This window comes from Pseudotenacibaculum haliotis (assembly GCF_042684245.1).
GTDB lineage: Bacteria > Bacteroidota > Bacteroidia > Flavobacteriales > Flavobacteriaceae > Polaribacter > Polaribacter haliotis_A.
Window position 1 is genome coordinate 1 of record NZ_JBHULH010000008.1, and the last position, 19,000, is coordinate 19,000.

Annotated in this window: 18 protein-coding genes and 1 tRNA gene; 18 read left to right on the top strand and 1 reads right to left on the bottom strand. The window is 33.6% G+C overall.

Annotation, left to right across the window (positions count from 1 at the left end; genetic code table 11):
* Positions 1-362: 362 nt before the first annotated feature.
* Positions 363-1,505, bottom strand: coding sequence for an acyl-CoA dehydrogenase (locus tag ACFSRZ_RS11850; RefSeq protein ID WP_379666781.1), 1,143 nt, complete (start codon positions 1,503-1,505; stop codon positions 363-365).
* Between the two features lie 86 nt (positions 1,506-1,591).
* On the opposite strand from ACFSRZ_RS11850, the gene ACFSRZ_RS11855 reads away from it, so the two are divergent.
* From ACFSRZ_RS11855 to ACFSRZ_RS11940, 18 genes are all read left to right on the top strand, one after another.
* Entirely contained in the window at positions 1,592-2,656 is a 1,065-nt protein-coding gene (locus tag ACFSRZ_RS11855; RefSeq protein ID WP_379666782.1) for an anhydro-N-acetylmuramic acid kinase, read from the top strand.
* 78 nt (positions 2,657-2,734) lie between these two features.
* On the top strand, positions 2,735-3,961 hold the full coding sequence (locus ACFSRZ_RS11860; RefSeq protein ID WP_379666783.1) for a Glu/Leu/Phe/Val dehydrogenase dimerization domain-containing protein: 1,227 nt from the start codon (positions 2,735-2,737) through the stop codon (positions 3,959-3,961).
* A gap of 16 nt (positions 3,962-3,977) precedes the next feature.
* Positions 3,978-5,378 carry a sodium:proton antiporter NhaD gene (nhaD, locus tag ACFSRZ_RS11865; RefSeq protein ID WP_379666784.1) on the top strand — a complete coding sequence of 467 codons (1,401 nt, stop codon included), beginning with the start codon at positions 3,978-3,980 and terminating at the stop codon, positions 5,376-5,378.
* A gap of 87 nt (positions 5,379-5,465) precedes the next feature.
* Positions 5,466-6,152 carry a MotA/TolQ/ExbB proton channel family protein gene (locus ACFSRZ_RS11870; protein WP_379666785.1) on the top strand — a complete coding sequence of 229 codons (687 nt, stop codon included), beginning with the start codon at positions 5,466-5,468 and terminating at the stop codon, positions 6,150-6,152.
* The gene (locus ACFSRZ_RS11875; protein ID WP_379666786.1) at positions 6,152-6,547 is read left to right on the top strand and encodes an ExbD/TolR family protein; all 396 of its coding nucleotides are present in this window, start codon (positions 6,152-6,154) and stop codon (positions 6,545-6,547) included. Before ACFSRZ_RS11870 ends, ACFSRZ_RS11875 begins: the two co-directional genes overlap by 1 nt.
* Positions 6,547-7,386, top strand: coding sequence for an energy transducer TonB family protein (locus tag ACFSRZ_RS11880; RefSeq protein ID WP_379666787.1), 840 nt, complete (start codon positions 6,547-6,549; stop codon positions 7,384-7,386). The genes ACFSRZ_RS11875 and ACFSRZ_RS11880 overlap by 1 nt, the downstream gene beginning before the upstream one ends.
* A complete protein-coding gene (locus ACFSRZ_RS11885; protein WP_379666788.1) occupies positions 7,386-8,594 on the top strand; it encodes a bifunctional folylpolyglutamate synthase/dihydrofolate synthase in 1,209 nt (402 codons plus the stop codon). Before ACFSRZ_RS11880 ends, ACFSRZ_RS11885 begins: the two co-directional genes overlap by 1 nt.
* A 66-nt stretch (positions 8,595-8,660) precedes the next feature.
* Positions 8,661-8,735, top strand: a tRNA-Val gene (locus ACFSRZ_RS11890).
* Positions 8,736-8,854: 119 nt separating this feature from the next.
* The gene (locus ACFSRZ_RS11895) at positions 8,855-9,838 is read left to right on the top strand and encodes an SDR family oxidoreductase (protein ID WP_379666789.1); all 984 of its coding nucleotides are present in this window, start codon (positions 8,855-8,857) and stop codon (positions 9,836-9,838) included.
* 4 nt (positions 9,839-9,842) lie between these two features.
* The gene (locus tag ACFSRZ_RS11900; protein WP_379666790.1) at positions 9,843-11,123 is read left to right on the top strand and encodes a nucleotide sugar dehydrogenase; all 1,281 of its coding nucleotides are present in this window, start codon (positions 9,843-9,845) and stop codon (positions 11,121-11,123) included.
* Between the two features lie 10 nt (positions 11,124-11,133).
* Positions 11,134-12,456 (top strand): UDP-glucose dehydrogenase family protein, encoded by a 1,323-nt coding sequence (locus ACFSRZ_RS11905; protein WP_379666791.1) that lies wholly within the window; start codon positions 11,134-11,136, stop codon positions 12,454-12,456.
* A gap of 99 nt (positions 12,457-12,555) precedes the next feature.
* Complete coding sequence (locus ACFSRZ_RS11910; protein WP_379666792.1) at positions 12,556-13,521, top strand: Gfo/Idh/MocA family protein; 966 nt, start codon at positions 12,556-12,558, stop codon at positions 13,519-13,521.
* A gap of 18 nt (positions 13,522-13,539) precedes the next feature.
* A complete protein-coding gene (neuB, locus tag ACFSRZ_RS11915) occupies positions 13,540-14,586 on the top strand; it encodes an N-acetylneuraminate synthase (protein WP_379666793.1) in 1,047 nt (348 codons plus the stop codon).
* The gene (locus tag ACFSRZ_RS11920; protein ID WP_379666794.1) at positions 14,583-15,350 is read left to right on the top strand and encodes a formyltransferase family protein; all 768 of its coding nucleotides are present in this window, start codon (positions 14,583-14,585) and stop codon (positions 15,348-15,350) included. The genes neuB and ACFSRZ_RS11920 overlap by 4 nt, the downstream gene beginning before the upstream one ends.
* A complete protein-coding gene (locus tag ACFSRZ_RS11925; RefSeq protein WP_379666795.1) occupies positions 15,347-16,186 on the top strand; it encodes a TIM barrel protein in 840 nt (279 codons plus the stop codon). The genes ACFSRZ_RS11920 and ACFSRZ_RS11925 overlap by 4 nt, the downstream gene beginning before the upstream one ends.
* A complete protein-coding gene (locus ACFSRZ_RS11930; protein ID WP_379666796.1) occupies positions 16,183-17,265 on the top strand; it encodes a DegT/DnrJ/EryC1/StrS family aminotransferase in 1,083 nt (360 codons plus the stop codon). Before ACFSRZ_RS11925 ends, ACFSRZ_RS11930 begins: the two co-directional genes overlap by 4 nt.
* Positions 17,258-18,298: a GDP-mannose 4,6-dehydratase gene (gene gmd, locus ACFSRZ_RS11935; protein ID WP_379666797.1), complete on the top strand. Its 1,041-nt coding sequence runs from the start codon at positions 17,258-17,260 to the stop codon at positions 18,296-18,298. Before ACFSRZ_RS11930 ends, gmd begins: the two co-directional genes overlap by 8 nt.
* Positions 18,295-18,993, top strand: a complete 699-nt coding sequence (locus ACFSRZ_RS11940; protein WP_379666798.1) for an acylneuraminate cytidylyltransferase family protein — start codon at positions 18,295-18,297, stop codon at positions 18,991-18,993. The genes gmd and ACFSRZ_RS11940 overlap by 4 nt, the downstream gene beginning before the upstream one ends.
* Positions 18,994-19,000: the final 7 nt, after the last annotated feature.

Here is a 19,000-nt window from a genome sequence, read left to right on the forward strand (position 1 = left end):
TTTGTGGGAGAGTAGGTCGCTGCCTTTCTTTTTAAAAAACCTCAGTTAGCAATAACTGAGGTTTTTTTATGCCCTAAACTCAACACCTTTTCAAAGTTGGCTCCTTAGATTTATTACATTTAAATTCATTTAATACAAAATAGGTTATGAATTCTATTAAAAGGACACTAGCCATCCTTCTAACACTTTTAGGGGTGCAATGATTTACATTGGCAGATGAAAGTGATATTGACTTCAATTATTACAGGAATAGACTTTTACTTAATCGCTTTGGTATTCTATTAAGAGAAATAAGAAAGAATAGGGTACAAAAAAAAAGCCATCTAATAGATGGCCTTGTTTTATAATGGTTAAGAAGTTATTTAGTCTCTTAAAACTCCTCTGGAAATAACAATCTTTTGAATTTCAGAAGTACCTTCATAGATCTGAGTGATCTTAGCATCACGCATCAATCGCTCTACATGATATTCTTTTACAAATCCATTTCCTCCATGAATCTGTACAGCTTCTACTGTTTGTTCCATTGCAACTTTAGAAGCATATAACTTCGCCATTGCACTAGACATATCATAGTTATTACCTTGATCCTTATCATAAGCAGATCTCATTACTAATAATCTAGCAGCTTCGATCTCAGTTGCCATGTCAGCTAACTTGAAAGCAATAGCTTGGTGGTTGCAAATCTCAGTACCGAAAGCTTTTCTTTCTTTTGAATATTTTAAAGCCAATTCATAAGCTCCTGAAGCTATTCCTAACGCTTGAGAAGCAATTCCAATTCTTCCTCCAGATAATGTCTTCATTGCAAACTTGAAACCAAATCCATCTTCACCAATTCTGTTTTCTTTTGGAACTTTTACATCATTAAACTGTAATGTATGAGTATCACTACCACGGATACCTAATTTATCTTCTTTAGGTCCAATATCAAAACCAGGCATTCCTTTTTCTACAATAAATGCATTGATTCCTCTGTGACCTTTTTCACGATCAGTTTGAGCAATTACTAAATAAACGTCAGATCGTCCACCATTGGTAATCCAGTTCTTTGTTCCGTTCAATAAGTAATGGTCACCCATATCTATAGCAGTGGTTCTTTGAGAAGTAGCATCACTACCAGCCTCAGGTTCACTTAAACAAAAAGCTCCTAAATACTCTCCTGTTGCTAATTTGGTCAAATACTTTTGCTTTTGCTCTTCGTTTCCATATTTCTCAATCCCATAACAAACCAAAGAATTGTTTACAGAAACAATTACTGAAGCAGAAGCGTCAATTTTAGACAATTCTTCCATTATCAATACATATGAAATGGTATCCATTCCACTTCCTCCATATTTAGGATCTACCATGATTCCTAAAAAGCCTAGTTCTCCCATTTTCTTTACAAGTTCATCAGGAAAAACTTGCTTCTCATCTCTTTCAATAACTCCTGGTAATAATTCTGTTTGTGCAAAATCACGAGCAGCATCTCTAATCATCAAGTGCTCTTCAGTAAGATTAAAATCCATTCTTAAGTTGTATTATTAAATTCGTAAAAAAAGTTATCAAAGATACTTTTTTAATAGCAGATTTTCAACAGACATTTCATATTTTTATGGATATGAATAGAAATGGAACTCATGCTATAGGTTTAATGTCTGGGACTTCTCTAGATGGAATCGATTTGGTTTATGTGTATTTTCCTTCTCAACGAGAGGATGAATTTGAAATCATTGCATCGCAAACAATAGATTATTCACCGGAATGGAAGCTAAAATTGAAAACTGCGATAGATTTGAACGAAAAAGCTCTGATTGAGCTAGACGCTGCATATGGTCGTTTTTTAGGAGAGCAGATCAACAAGTTTATACATCAGCATGAAATTCAAACCATAGATTTTATAGCCTCTCATGGGCACACAATTTTTCATCAACCAGAAAAAGGAATCACCAAGCAAATAGGAAACGGACAGTATATAGCGGACGCCACTAATTTTTTGGTTGTCTGCGATTTCAGAACTCAAGATGTGCAGTTAGGAGGCCAAGGAGCTCCTTTGGTTCCGATAGGAGATCGAATTTTGTTTTCTAATTATGATGCCTGTGTTAATTTAGGTGGATTTGCAAACATATCTTACGAACAAGGTAGCAATAGAATAGCTTTTGATATTTGTCCTGTGAATGTGGTGTTAAATCATTACAGTCAGAAATTAGGATATGAATACGATAATGGTGGTATATTGGCCTCGCAAGGAAAAGTAAATACCAAGATTTTAAGCGAATTAAACTCTATGGCTTATTATGAAAAGTCTCCGCCAAAATCTTTAGGAATTGAATGGGTAAATGATAAGATTTTTCCTGTTGTTGAAACTCTCAAAGATCATCGTGATGTATTAAGAACTTTTGTAGAACATGTAACTGTTCAAATAGCGAACTCAATAGGTCAATTTCAAAAGGTCTTATTTACAGGTGGAGGAGTATTTAATGAGTTTTTGATCGAAAATTTGAAGCGTAAAGTAAATGCTGAAATCGCTATTCCTAGTAAAACGATTGTAGATTATAAAGAAGCTTTAATTTTTGCCTTATTAGGGAAGTTAAGATTGGAAGAGAAAAGTAACTGTTTGTCAAGTGTTACGGGCGCAAAAAGGGATCATTCTTCGGGGCAAATATTTCGTCCAAATTAATTCTGAATAGCGATTTATTTTTTTTATTTTGGTACAATTATTATAGCACTTCAGGAAAATAAAATTAAAGAACTCTTAATGAAGGAATTACTTAAAAAGTATGAAGAAAAACAACCTGAAATAGTTTTCAATTGGAAGGATTCGGAAACAGAAGCAGAAGGTTGGACGGTGATAAACTCACTTCGCGGAGGAGCTGCGGGAGGTGGAACAAGAATGAGAAAAGGGCTGGATAAGTACGAAGTTACTTCCTTGGCTAAGACAATGGAGGTAAAATTTACTGTTTCTGGACCAGCTATTGGAGGAGCCAAATCGGGGATTAATTTTGACCCTCACGATCCAAGAAAAAAAGGAGTTTTAGAAAGATGGTATAAAGCTGTTGCTCCTTTGTTGAAAAGTTACTACGGAACAGGAGGAGATTTAAATGTAGATGAAATTCACGAAGTAATTCCTATTACAGAAGATAGTGGTGTTTGGCACCCGCAAGAAGGAGTTTTTAACGGGCACTTCAAACCTACAGAATCAGATAAGATCAATAGAATTGGTCAGTTAAGACATGGTGTTATTAAGGTGATAGAGAGCGAAGAATACTCTCCGGATGTGTTTAAAAAATACACTGTTGCCGATATGATCACAGGGTTTGGTGTTGCTGAGGCCGTTAAACATTACTACGATATTTATGGAGGAACTGTTGTTGGAAAAAGAGCAGTAGTTCAAGGTTTTGGTAATGTAGGTTCTGCAGCTGCTTACTATTTAGCCCAAATGGGAGCTAAGGTTGTAGGAATTATAGATCGAGTAGGAGGGGTTATCAATGAGGATGGATTTTCATTTGAAGAAATTAAATCTCTTTTCCTAAACAAAGATGGAAATACATTGGTGGCTGATCAAATGATCTCTTTTGAAGAAATGAATGAGAGAATATGGAGTATGCCTACTGAAATTTTTGCTCCTTGTGCTGCATCAAGATTGATCAAACAAGATCAAATTAACAAAATGATCGATTCAGGATTGGAAGTTATTTCCTGTGGTGCCAATGTGCCTTTCGCAGATCAAGAAATTTTCTTCGGACCCATCATGGAAGATACAGATAAGAAAGTAAGTCTTATTCCTGATTTTATTTCTAACTGTGGAATGGCTAGGGTATTTGCTTATTTTATGGAAAGAAGAGTGGAAATGACAGATGAGGCTATTTTTTCGGATACCTCTGATATTATCAAAAAAGCGCTTGAAAATACACATGCTAGAAACACTTCTAAAACCAATATTAGTGAGACAGCATTTGAAATAGCATTGAAACAACTAATTTAAAAACAATAACAAAATTATGGAGTCAGTAATCATTGTAGTATTTGTTTTGGGGTATTTGGCGATTACTCTTGAACACAACTTAAAGCTAGACAAACTAATTCCAGCGTTGGCCATGATGGCTATCTGTTGGGCTGTAGTTGCTTTAGGGGTAGATTCTTTTTCTAGTTGGTTTGATTCTTCTAAACATGGATTAGTAGAAGGTTTTTCTTCTCTAGCTCATGAAGCGAAAATGCATTTGGCAGAAGAAACATTATTACATCACTTAGGAAAAACAGCAGAAATTTTAGTCTTTTTATTAGGGGCGATGACCATTGTAGAGATCATCGATTACTTTGACGGTTTCTCAACAATAAAAGGATATGTAAAGACAAACAGTAAGAAGAGGATTTTATGGATTTTCTCAGTATTGGCCTTTATTCTTTCTGCTATTATTGATAATTTAACAGCTACAATTGTATTGATCTCAATATTACAGAAGATCGTTAAGAAAAGAGAAGATCGAATTTGGTTTGCCGGATTAATTATTATTGCTGCAAACGCAGGAGGAGCTTTCTCTCCAATTGGAGATGTAACTACAACTATGTTATGGATTGGAGGTAAAGTAAGTACAGTAAAATTATTTATCTACTTATTTATTCCATCGCTATTATGTATGGTTGTCCCTTCATTTATTGCTACTTTCTTACCGGCTTTCAAAGGAACAATTGATACTGGATCTGAAGAAGAGAGCGATAAGCCTAAGAGTAAGCATAGTGCTACTATGTTGTATTTAGGATTAGGAGCTATTGTTTTTGTGCCAATCTTTAAAACATTAACACATTTACCTCCTTATGTAGGAATGATGTTGTCTCTAGCTATCGTAGCAACCTTTGCTGAAGTATTTAGTAGAACTAAAATCTCTTTGACAGACTTTAAAACTCAGGAAGAATCAGCAGAATTTGCTCATCATAGCCCGGTACACCACTCATTATCTAAAATTGAGATGCCAAGTATTTTATTCTTCTTAGGTATTTTAATGGCAGTAGCAGCATTAGAGTCTTTAGGTATTCTATTTGGTTTTGCCGATAGCTTGAAACAAGGAGTGCCATTAATGGGAACAGAATTAGAAGGAACGCAAGTTTCTGACTTGGTAGTAATGTTATTAGGAGTTGGGTCTGCTGTGATAGACAACGTGCCTTTAGTAGCAGCAAGTTTAGGAATGTTCTCTGAGCCTATGGACAATCCATTATGGCATTTCATCGCATTCTCAGCTGGAACAGGAGGAAGTATGTTGATTATTGGTTCTGCAGCTGGAGTTGTGGCAATGGGAATGGAAAAAATAGATTTCTTTTGGTATTTGAAAAAGATTTCTTGGTTAGCATTAATAGGGTTTCTAGTCGGTTCCTTCTCGTTTATGCTACTGAGGATGTTCATATAAAATATAAAACCGAGAAATTCTCGGTTTTTTTTGAAACAATTTCTTAGAAAAAAGGTCGTTATATAGAAGAACTTTAAAAGCTTATTAATGTTATCATTTATACAAGAAACCCCCGAAGTTTTAGATCCTGCATCGGAAGAAAAAACACTTTCTATATATAAATTGATTGTAGACGGAGGTCTGGGAGGTCAAATTATCATTGCAATTTTATTCGTTTTATTAGCAGTTTCATTATATATCTATTTTGAAAGATTCTTTGCTATTAAAGCAGCTGCTAAAGTAGATAAGAACTTTATGAACCAGATCAAAGATTATGTTTCCAGTGGGAAAATAGAATCTGCAGATGCACTTTGTAAGAGTACTAATTCACCTACAGCAAGACTTATAGAAAAGGGAATTTCGAGAATTGGAAAACCTTTAGAAGACATTAATACAGCTATTGAGAACGCCGGAAAATTAGAGGTATATCAATTAGAAAAGAATGTAAGTGTTATTGCAACCATTGCTGGTGCAGCTCCTATGATTGGTTTCCTAGGAACTGTAATTGGAATGATTGTTGCAATTCATGAAATAGCAAACTCAGGAGGGCAAATAGATATCAAAATGCTTTCAGACGGATTATATACAGCTATGACAACAACAGTAGCAGGGTTAATTGTAGGAATTATAGCTTATATTTCATACAACCACATTGTTGTTAGAACAGATAAGGTAATGTATCAGATGGAAGCTAAGTCTGTTGAGTTTTTAGATTTATTAAACGAACCTGTATAATGAATCTAAGAGGTAGAAATAAAGTCAACCCAAATTTCAATATGTCGTCTATGACGGATATTGTTTTTCTGTTGTTGATCTTTTTTATGCTTACATCAACCTTGGTTACTGTAAGTGCTATTGATGTGTTACTGCCTAAAGCAGGAGGGAAAACTGAGAATAAAACATCAGTTGCTGTAACTATTACTAGCAAGTCTAAGTTTTATATAGATAAAACTCAGGTAAGCGAAAAGAACCTTGAATTGGAGATCTTAAGTAAAGTAGGTCCTGATAAAAAGAAAACCGTAGTCATAAGAGGAGATCAAAATGTTCCTTATAAAAATGTGATGAAGGTGATAGACATAGCGAATAAGAATAAATTAAAAATGATCCTAGCAGTTAAAGGAGGAGGATAATGTCAATTTTTGATACCAAACATAAAAGAAAATCAGCAGTTATTACTTCAGTAATACTGGTTGCCTTGTTGTATCTCATTTTTAATTTTGGAATGAGATATCTCGATCCACCTGAAGAATACGGAGTTGCTATTAACTATGGAGTTTCTGATGTAGGTAGAGGAGAGCCTAAAGTTGTAGAGAAAATAAAAACATCTCCTAAACCACCGCTACAAGAAGAGAAAATTGAAGAAGAAGTAGAGGAAGTGCCTAAAGAAACTGTTCAAGAAGAAGTAATAACGAAAGAGACTAAAGAAGAAGTTCCTGTTATAGAAAAGCCAAAGAAAGAAGAAAAAAAGAAGGAACCTAAAGAAGAACCCAAAAAGGAAGAACCAAAACCCAAGCCTAAGCCGAAGAAGCCTTCAGAAAACACAATGAAGGCATTTGATAATCTATTAAATGGAGATAAATCTGACGGAAAGACAAAAGGTGAAGGAGATGATAAAACTGATGGATTAAAAGGAAGTGAGAAAGGTGATCCGAAATCTTCGAAATATTATGGGAACACTGGTAGTACAGATGGTGATAGTAACTATAATTTGGCAGGTAGAAAAGCCTTGACAAAACCCATAGAAAAACCGGAATGTCAAGAAGAGGGAACTGTTGTTGTGACTATTGAAGTGGATAAAAACGGTCGTGTAATCAAGGCAATCCCGGGAGCAAAAGGAACAGATAATACAGCGAAATGCTTAATGGAGCCAGCAAAAAGAGCTGCTTTAAGAACTACATGGAATGCTGCGGCAGATGCTCCGCCAATTCAAAAAGGGACAATCATATATAAGTTTACACTCACCAAGTAATGACCTATCTAGAAACGGTAAATTGGATGTTCTCTCAATTGCCGATGTACCAACGTCAAGGAAAGACAGCATTTAAAAAAGACTTAACAAACAGCATAGCTTTTTCTGAAAAGCTACACAATCCTCATTTCAAATTCAAATCAATTCATGTGGGAGGAACCAACGGAAAAGGTTCAACCTCACATATGATCGCTAGTATTTTGCAAGAAGCAGGGTATAAGGTGGGGTTGTATACATCTCCGCATTTAAAGAACTACACAGAGAGAATTAGGATTAATGGAGAAGAGATGTCGAAACAGTATGTAGTAGATTTCATTGCCGAGCAAAAGAGCTTTTTAGAGCAACAAAAGCTATCTTTTTTTGAAATGACTGTTGGGATGGCTTTTCATTACTTTGCAGAAGAGCAAGTAGATATTGCTGTTATAGAAGTAGGATTAGGAGGTAGATTGGATTCAACAAATATTATTACTCCAGAAATTTCTGTGATCACAAATATTGGATTGGATCATACACAGTTTTTAGGAGAAACACTACCGGAAATAGCTTATGAAAAAGCAGGGATTATAAAACCAAGTATTCCTGTAGTTATTGGCGAAAGGCAAAAAGAGGTTGAAAAAGTATTTACTGAGAAATCTTCACAAACAAATTCAGAGATTCTTTTTGCTTCCGATTCATATGAAGATTACAAAACAGACCTTTTAGGATCTTACCAGAAAAAGAATGCAAACACAGCGGTAAAAGCTGTTTCATGCCTAAATGATTTTCAAGTAGACGAAGAATCAATATCCAAAGGACTAAAGAACGTTGTAAAGAACACAAGCTTAAAAGGGAGGTGGCAAGTTTTAAACACTTCTCCTAAAGTGGTATGCGATACGGCCCATAATAAAGAAGGACTATCTTATGTGATGAGCCAACTCAACAACGAAAAATACGATCAATTGCATGTGGTTTTAGGGGTTGTAAATGATAAAAAACTAGATCAGGTATTAAATTTATTCCCAAAAAACGCAAAATATTATTTTTGCCGACCAAATATTCCTCGTGGTCTAGATGCGCAAGAATTAGAGAGAAATTCAAAAGAGTATGATTTGATGGGGGAGGTTTTTAATTCAGTTTCAGAAGCTTATGGTGAAGCGCTGTCGAGATCAAGTAATAGTGACTTGGTTTTTGTAGGTGGGAGCACCTTTGTTGTAGCAGAAGTTATTTAAAAATAAATTTCATTTTTCTTTGGTAGAATTAAAAACCGTTATATATTTGCATCCGCAATCACGCAGGGGCGCGTAGCTCAGTTGGTTCAGAGCACTTGGTTTACACCCAAGGGGTCAGGGGTTCGAATCCCTTCGCGCCCACAGGAAAAACCCTCACGTAAAGTGGGGGTTTTTTTATGGAAAAGAGAAAGGTCAAAATTAGTACAAGCCAACCCTTTTTTGTAATTTGCGACACGTTTTATCTAACTAATCAACGTTTGATGGATATTTGTTTATCTAATAAAAAAATATTAGTCACAGGAGGAGCTGGTTTTATTGGGTCTAATCTTTGTGAGGCATTGCTGGAGAAAAAGAATAAAGTTGTATGTTTAGATAATTTCGCAACAGGGAAGAAAGAGAACATAACTCCACTCTTAAAGAATCCGGACTTTCAATTTATTCAAGGTGATATTAGAAATCTTAACGACTGTAAAAAAGCCGTTAAGGGAATGGACTATGTGTTGCATCAAGCAGCTTTAGGATCTGTTCCAAGATCTATCAAGGATCCTGTAACATCCAATGATGTGAATATTAGTGGTTTTTTAAATATGTTAATTGCTTCTAGAGACGAAAAGGTAAAAAGGTTTGTGTATGCAGCTAGTTCATCGACCTATGGTGACTCTGTAACGTTACCTAAAATAGAAGATGAAATAGGAAAACCGTTATCTCCTTATGCAATTACAAAATATGTAAACGAGTTGTATGCAGACGTATTCTCTAAAACATATGGTATAGAAACAATAGGTTTGCGCTATTTTAATGTTTTTGGAAGAAAGCAAGACCCTAATGGTGCTTATGCTGCAGTCATACCAAAATTTGTGAGCTTGTTTATGAAGGGAGAATCTCCTGTTATTAACGGAGATGGTGAATTCTCAAGAGATTTTACTTATGTAGATAACGTAATTCAAGCGAATTTGTTGGCATTGATTGTCGATAAAGATAAGGCTGTAAATACAGTTTATAATGTTGCTTATGGAGAAAGAAATACATTAAATGAATTAGTTAGATATTTGAAAGAGCATTTATCTGAGTTCGACTCAAAGATCAAAAATATAAAAGTAACATACGGACCAAATAGATTGGGAGATATCCCTCATTCATTAGCCTCTGTAGAGAAGGCTAGAAAATTATTAAACTATCAGCCTGAGTTTTCTTTAAAAGAAGGATTGAAAAAGGCTGTAAAATGGTATTGGAAAAATTTATAAACTTATGAAAGTTAGAATTGGAATTATTGGACTTGGCTATGTAGGGTTACCGCTAGCAAGACTGTTTGCAACTAAGTATCCTGTAATTGGATTTGATATCAATCAAGAAAGAGTTGATGAGCTGATGTCTGGTAAGGATAGTACGCTTGAAGTAGAAGATGAATTATTACAATCTGTCCTTGTAGAAGGAGTTTCAGATGAAAAAGGACTGTATTGTTCTTATGATATGAACAATATAAAAGATTGTAACTTTTATATTATAACTGTTCCTACTCCCGTAGATAAAAACAACAGACCTATTTTAACGCCTTTAGTAAAAGCAAGTGAGACAGTAGGTAAAGTGTTAAAAAAAGGTGATATTGTTGTTTATGAATCTACCGTTTACCCCGGAGCAACAGAGGATGATTGTATTCCTGTTCTGGAAAAAGTATCTGGGTTAAAATTCAATGAAGACTTTTATGCGGGATACTCTCCGGAAAGAATCAATCCGGGAGACAAACTTCATACAGTTGAGAAAATTTTAAAAGTGACTTCAGGCTCTACTCCTGAAGTAGGTAAGGTCGTAGACGATTTATATAAGTCGGTTATCTCAGCAGGAACTCACTTAGCACCTACAATGAAAGTAGCAGAAGCTGCCAAAGTAATTGAAAACTCTCAAAGAGATATCAATATTGCTTTTGTAAATGAGTTAGCCAAGATATTCAACTTGATGGATATTAATACACATGATGTTTTAGAGGCAGCCGGAACAAAATGGAACTTTTTGCCTTTCAAACCAGGTTTGGTTGGAGGTCACTGTATTGGAGTTGATCCTTATTACTTAGCACAAAAAGCACAAGAATATGGGTATAATCCAGAAATAATTCTAGCAGGAAGAAGGTTAAATGATAGTATGGGAGATTACGTAGCTTCTCAGGTTGTTAAATTGATGATCAAGAAAGATATCAAAATAAAAGGAGCAAATGTTTTAGTCTTAGGAATTACTTTCAAAGAAAACTGCCCTGATGTAAGAAATACGAAAGCTGTAGATGTAATTACAGCGCTAGAAGACTATGGGGTAGATATTACTTTGTATGATCCGTGGGCAGATGAAGAAGAGGTGATGCATGAGTATGGTGTCAAATCAAGTAAAGAGCTACCTGATACAAAATACGACGGAATCGTATTAACGGTTGCGCATAACGAATACAAAGATTTAGATTTTAGATCTTTGCTTAAGGAAGAATCTATAGTGTATGATGTAAAAAACTCTTTGGATAATTCATTAAAAGACGGAGGGCTTTAATTCACTCTGAATGAAAATAGCAGTTATAGGAACGGGGTACATAGGATTAGTTTCAGGAACATGTTTTGCTGAAATGGGAAATACGGTTACATGTGTTGATGTAGATGAAAGAAAGATTAAAGCTCTGCAGAAAGGGAACGTATCCATCTATGAATCTGGATTAGAGCATATGGTTCGAAAGAACATAGAAAAGAATAGTCTTAAATTTTCTACAACTCTCAGAGAAGTAATACACGATGTATCTATTGTTATTATTGCTGTTGGAACCCCAATGGGGGAAGACGGGGCTGCAGATTTACAATATGTGCTTTCAGTTGCTAGCGAAATTGGTAAAACAATGAATGATCAATTGATTGTAGTTAATAAGTCAACCGTTCCTGTTGGGACAGCAGATATGGTAAGAGAAACAATTCAGAAAGAATTAGACAATAGGAAAGTTAAAATAAATTTTGATGTTATCTCTAACCCGGAGTTTTTAAAAGAAGGCGCAGCCGTTAACGATTTTATGAGACCAGATAGGGTTGTTATTGGAGCAGATAATGAATATGCTTTTTCAGTGATGAAAGAACTATACTCACCATTTTTTAGGACTCATGATCGTTTTATTAAGATGGATATTCGTTCTGCAGAAATGACTAAGTATGCTGCGAATGGAATGTTAGCAACCAAAATATCATTCATGAATGAGATTGCTAATATTTGCGAAAAAGTTGGGGCAGATGTAAATGATGTTAGATTAGGAATAGGGTCAGATAAAAGGATTGGATATAGTTTTATTTATCCAGGAGTAGGTTATGGAGGTTCTTGCTTTCCTAAAGATATTAAGGCGTTGAAAAAGATTGCTGAGCAATATGGGTATCGAGCACAATTAATCAATGCTGTAGAAGAGGTAAATAATAGACAACGATATAGGATAGCAGAAAAAATTGTTAAGCGCTTTGGAGAAGATTTGTCTGGACAAGTTTTTGCTTTATGGGGTTTGTCTTTTAAACCTGAGACAGATGATATGCGTGAAGCACCATCAATTTATGTTGTCAATGAGCTAGTTAAAAGAGGAGCTAAGATACAAGCTTATGACCCTAAAGCCATGCGAGAAGCTAAAGATTTTTACTTAAAAGAGGTAAAAGAAGTAGCATATTTTGAATCAAAATATGAAGTGTTAAAAGAAGCAGATGCACTAATCTTATTGACTGAATGGAAGGAGTTTAGATCGCCTGATTTTGATGAAATAAAATTACAATTAAAATTTCCAGTTATTTTTGATGGGAGAAATCAGTATAATGCTTTTAAGTTAGATAAAAAAGGGTTTGAATATTATCAGATTGGAAAATAATTAAGAGATACTTTACATAAGAGTAATAAGAAAGGGGAACAAATTATTATAGTATTCTTCTTGATTTTTAGAAGATTCTATATTTAGAAAAAACAGAAAATGAAAAATTTTGCATTAATTGGAGCATCAGGCTATATAGCTCCGAGACATCTGAAAGCAATTAAAGATACCAATAATCAATTACTTGCAGCATTAGACAAATTTGACAGTGTTGGTATTATGGATAGCTATTTCCCTAATGCAGATTTTTTTGTTGAGACAGAAAGGTTTGATAGGCATGTAGAGAAACTGAAATATGATAAAGGAATTCAGTTAGATTATATGAGTATCTGTACGCCTAATTATTTACATGATGCACACATTAGAATGGCATTAAGAAGAGGGGCAGATGCTATTTGTGAAAAACCGTTAGTACTGAACCCATGGAATTTAGATGCTCTTCAAAAAATGGAAAATGAGTCTGGTAAAAGGGTTTGGAATATTCTTCAGCTAAGAGTGCATAAAAGTATCATTGAATTAAAGAAAAAGATTGACAATGCTCCAAAAGATAAGATTTTTGATGTAGACCTAACATATCTTACCTCTAGAGGGAATTGGTATTATACTTCATGGAAAGGAGATATCAGTAAATCAGGAGGAATAGCTACCAACATCGGAGTTCATTTTTATGATATGTTGTCATATATTTTTGGGGATGTTAAAGAGAATATAGTACACATACATACACATGATAGGGCTGCCGGTTATTTAGAATTTGAGAGAGCAAGAGTTCGTTGGTTCTTATCAATTAACTATGATGTGTTACCTGAAGAGATTAAGGCTAAAGGACAAAGAACCTATAGGTCAATTACAATAGAAGGTGAAGAGTTAGAGTTTAGCGGTGGATTTACTGATTTGCATACGAGAGTTTATGAGGGGATTTTAAACGGAAATGGATATGGTTTGGAAGATGCAAAACAAGCAATTGAGATAGTGCATACTATAAGAAATACTAAGCCAGTAGGGTTAAAGGGAGTATACCATCCTCTGGCATCTACTAAAACAGTAAAGCATCCTTTTTCGTGAGTTTAAACATAAATCAAAATGAATTTTAATAATACAATACAAATAGGAGATTTCAAAATTGAAAGCAATTCTCCGACATTTATCATAGCAGAAGCAGGGGTCAACCATGGAGGGGACATGAAGATGGCAAAGGATTTAATTGATTTAGCAGTAAGTGCTGGTGCACAAGCGGTAAAATTTCAAACATTTAAAGCAGAACACTTGATTTTGAGTGATGTAGAAAAAGCTCCTTATCAAAAAGGGACGACAGATTCATCTGAATCTCAAATGGAGATGTTAAGGAGGTTGGAAGTTTCTAAAGATCAAAATTTAGAGCTTTTAGAGTATTGTAGAAAAAAGAACATAATATTTTTGACAACTCCGTTTGACGAGGTGAGCTTGGACGAATTAGATGAATTGGATTTACCTGCATATAAAGTAGCCTCAACAGACTTAACTAATTTACCTTTTTTAGAAAGAATAGCTAAAAAAAGTAAACCAATTATCTTATCAACAGGGATGAGTTATTTATCGGAGGTAGAGTTAGCTCTGAAAACAATTTACCCAATTAATAAAGATGTGATTCTCTTACAATGCACAGCTAACTATCCAATACAAGATTTTGAAGCTAATCTAGCAGTGATTAATACATTCAAAGAAAAGTTTGATGTTATTCTAGGATACTCTGATCATACTGTAGGTGTTGGAGCAGCTTCATACTCAATTCCAATGGGAGCTAAAGTTGTTGAGAAACATTTTACATTAGATAAAAGTAATGAGGGGCCAGACCATTTAGCTTCTTTGTCTCCTGAAGAGTTACATGACTTTGTTGAAACAGTAAAAAAAGTTGATGCTTTTATGGGAACTAGCATAAAATATCCAAACCTTTCTGAAACTCGTACAAGAGCATCTTTGCAAAAATGTTTAGTTGCTAATACAGAAATAAAGAAAGGAGATATTTTAAATAAATCAAACCTTATAGCTAAAAGAACTGGAGGCCAGGGAATTTCCCCAATTTATATAAATGATGTCATAGGGAAAGAGGCTAAGAAAGACTTTAGGAAAGATGAAATAATTTCGATATGAAGATTGTATTCTGCGGATACGGGAGGGCTGCCCTAGAGTGCTTTTATCAATTATTATCTAATTATAAAGTAGATAGGTCAAATATTATTGTATTTACCCATTCATCTAAGGGCAACGAAGAATTTATAAGACATTTAGAAGTTAATAATATTAAGTTTTCATTTGAATCAATTAATAAAAATCACGAAAAGCTAAGTCTATTCAAGCCTGATTATTTATTGTCTGTTTACTATAGATTTGTAGTGAAAAAAGAAATTCTTGAACTTGTAAATTATAAGGCAATGAATTCTCATCCATCACTATTGCCTGCATACAGAGGAGTAAAATCGTCAGTGTGGGCTATATTGAATGGAGAAAAATATACGGGGGTTTCATATCATTTTATGAACGATGATATCGATGATGGAAAATTAATTTTACAGAAAAAAATATCTATAAGTCAAGATGATACAGCATTTTCTCTTTATCATAAATTAATATCATTATTCTCTAAAAATTTTACAGAAGCTTTCGATCTTTTAAAATCAGGATATGAAGGTTTTGAGCAGGTAGGTGAAGCAACATATTACAAAAGGGAGCTTCCTCATGGAGGAATGCTAAAGTTTGAAGAAACGACATTTGATTACGCTAAACGATTTGTTAGAGCCATGTATTATCCTCCTTTTAAGGGAGCGTTTTTTATTGATTCTAATGAAGATAAGGTTGAAGTGTTAAGTCTAGAAGAGTTAGCACAATACAAAGAAAAATTTAAATTATATCTATGATTTTTGTTTCAACATCTTGTGTTAAGAACTCTAAAATTAGAGAATCGGTATTAGAATTGGCTCAAAATGGGTTCAAGAATATTGAACTATCTGGAGGAACAGATTATTATGAAGGTTTTGAAGAGGATTTAATAGATTTAAAAGAGAGGTTTAACTTAAATTATATTTGTCATAATTATTTTCCTCCTCCTAAAGATCCTTTTGTAGTAAACCTAGCTTCTCTAGACGATGAAGTTCACCAAAAAACATTTGATCATTTAACTGGTTCCTTAAAGCTAACCGAAAAGTTAAACTGCGATATTTTTGGATTTCATGCTGGGTTTTACTTGAATATACCAATCAGGGAAATAGGAAAAGAAATAAATAAAAATGTTCTTTTTGATAAAAAATTATCATTTGAAAGATTTTGCAAATCATATAAAGAATTACAATCAGTTTCTAATGTTAAATTGTACATAGAAAACAATGTAATTTCTTATCAAAATTATACAAACTTTAAAGAGAACTTCTTTATGCTTACAAACAAAGAGGAGTATTTAGAATTAAGTGAAAAGATTGATTTTGAGTTATTGCTAGATGTAGCTCATTTAAAAGTAAGTTGTAACAGTTTAAACTTAGATTTTGAAGAAGAATTAGATTTTCTAATGAGTAAATCTAATTACATTCATATTAGTGATAATGACTCCTTTGCAGATACAAATAAGGCTGTACATAAGGATAGTCACTTGTATGAGCTATTATCAAAACATTCTTTTAAAGATAAAACTGTTACACTAGAAGTTTACGATAACATAGATAGTATTAAAAATACATACGAATTAATTAATAATTTATGATACCTATTTATAAACCTTATTTAGAAGGAAATGAAACAAAATACGTCAATGACTGCTTAGAATCCACTTGGATTTCTTCAAGAGGAAGCTATATTGAAAAGTTTGAAAAAGCAGTAAGAGATTTTGTGGGTTGTAAGTATACAAGCTCATGTAGTAATGGTACTACAGCGCTAGATTTGGCCTTTAAGGCTTTAGAAATAGGGGAAGGAGATGAAGTTATTACTACAAATTTTACTTATGTAGCCTCAACAAATGTAATTCTAGCAAATGGAGCAAAGCCTATTTTTGTTGATATTGAAACAGAAACCTGGAATATAAATCCTGATTTAATTGAAAGTAAAATTACTCCTAATACGAAAGCTATAATAATAGCCAATATATACGGAGTATTACCAAATCTTAAAAAGATAAATGAAATTTGTTCTAAGTATAATCTATATTTAATTGAAGATGCTGCCGAATCACTTGGAGCAGAATATGATGGTGTTAAATCAGGAAATATAGGAACTATTTCTACATTTTCGTTTTTTGGAAATAAAACTATAACTACTGGAGAAGGAGGGATGGTTTTGACTAATGATGAGTCGCTTTACGATAAGATTGAAGTGTTAAAAAATCAAGGGAATTCGAGAACTCAAAAATATTATCATGATATGTTAGGGTTTAACTACAGAATGACAAATATTCAAGCAGCTATCGGATTGGCTCAAATGGAACAGATAGATAAAATACTAGAAATAAAAGCAAATATTTATAACTATTATTTAAAAAACTTGGGCTCTGATATTATTTATCAGAAAACCCTAAAGAACAGTACCAGTTCTTTTTGGATTGTTACTGCTCTTTTTGAAAGTGTAGAAATAAAAGAAAAATTAATTAAAGAATTAGAAAAAAATAATATCGAAACTAGACCATTGTTTTTCCCGATAGATGAATTGCCTTTTTATGAAAAAGCAGAAGGAGAGTTCATTTCTAAGGATATATATAATAGAGGAATTTGCCTTCCGAGTTTTCCTGGGCTGAAAATGGATGAGTTAGATAAGATTATACAAATTATTAAAAAATGTATTTATGGGTAAAAAAGTAGCTTTAATTAGTGGGATTACAGGTCAAGATGGAAGCTATCTTGCTGAACAGCTTTTAGAAAAAGGATATGAAGTACATGGAATAATTAGAAGAAATAGTTCTGATTCCACAGGAAATCTTGCAATTCTAGAAACAGGGTATCACAATCCATTAAAAAAAGTAAATCTACATTATGGTGATGTTACTGATTCTAATAATGTGGATAAATTGATGCGAAAAATTCAACCGGATGAAGTTTATAACCTTGCTGCGCAAAGTCACGTTAGAATATCTTTTGATATCCCAGAGTATACAGCCAATGTTGACGCATTAGGAACATTACGATTTCTAGAGTCTATAGTAAAGAATGATCTTGTTAAAAAGACCAAATTCTATCAAGCTTCTACTAGTGAACTATATGGAGAAGTTCAAGAAATTCCTCAAACAGAAAAAACACCATTTTATCCAAGAAGCCCTTATGCTGTTGCTAAGATGTATTCCTATTGGATAGTAGTTAATTACCGAGAAGCGTACGGAGTTTTTGCTTGTAATGGTATTTTATTCAATCATGAAAGTTTTAGGAGAGGATTAAGTTTTATTACTAAGAAAGTTGTAAATCTTGCAGTGAAGATCAAGAAAGGTAAAATGGATAAAATGTTCTTAGGTAATCTATACTCAAAAAGAGATTGGGGATATGCTCCAGAATATACCGAAGCAATGTGGGAAATTTTACAGCATGACCAGCCAGAAGATTTTGTAATAGCAACAGGAGAAACCCATACAATAAAAGAATTGGTAGAAGAAGTCTTTGTAAATTTAGGAGACTCTGTTAGATGGGAAGGTGAAGGATTGGAAGAGAAAGGTATTTTAAATTCCAATGGTCAAGTTGTAGTAGAGATTGATCCACATTATTTCAGACCAACAGAAGTTAATTTGTTAATAGGTGACGCAACTAAAGCAAAAGAAGTTTTAGGATGGGAAGCCAAAACTAGATTTAAAGATTTAGTCAAAATTATGGTCAGTGATGAGCTGAAATCAATGCAATGAAAGACTATCTAGTTGTAATACCAGCTAGATCTGGTTCTAAAGGGTTAAAAAATAAGAATATAAAACCATTTAATGGTAAGCCTCTTATAACTTGGACAGTTGAAGCTGCAAAAAAAGTGTTTGACAAAAGTGATATATGCATTTCAACTGATTCAGAAAATATTGCCCAGATTGTATATGATGAAACCGGAATCAAGGCACCTTTTTTAAGACCAGATAACTTATCAGGTGATCATGCTTCTTCAAGAGAATTTATGCTTCATGCTATTGAATATTATGAATCTAAAGGATATTCGTATAAGTGGATAGTTATGTTGCAATGTACTTCTCCGCTAAGGAATGAAAAACACTTAGAAGAAGCTTTAACTTTGGTAGAAGATGATTTGGATATGCTGATTTCAGTATATGAAACAGATTCAAACCCTTATTATTTACATAGATTAATATCAGAAGACAATAGATTAATCCCCTTGTTTAAAAATAGTTTTACCAGAAGGCAAGACTGCCCAAAGGTCTATGAATTAAATGGAGCAATTTATGTAATTAGCGTTGACTCAATAAAATCATCTGAAATTTCAGATTTTAAAAATGTCAAGCCCTACATAATGGATAAAAAACATTCTATAGATGTAGACGATGAAATTGACTTCAAATTATCTGAGTTCCTTCATGAAAAATTATCCAAAGAAAAATAAACCAAAT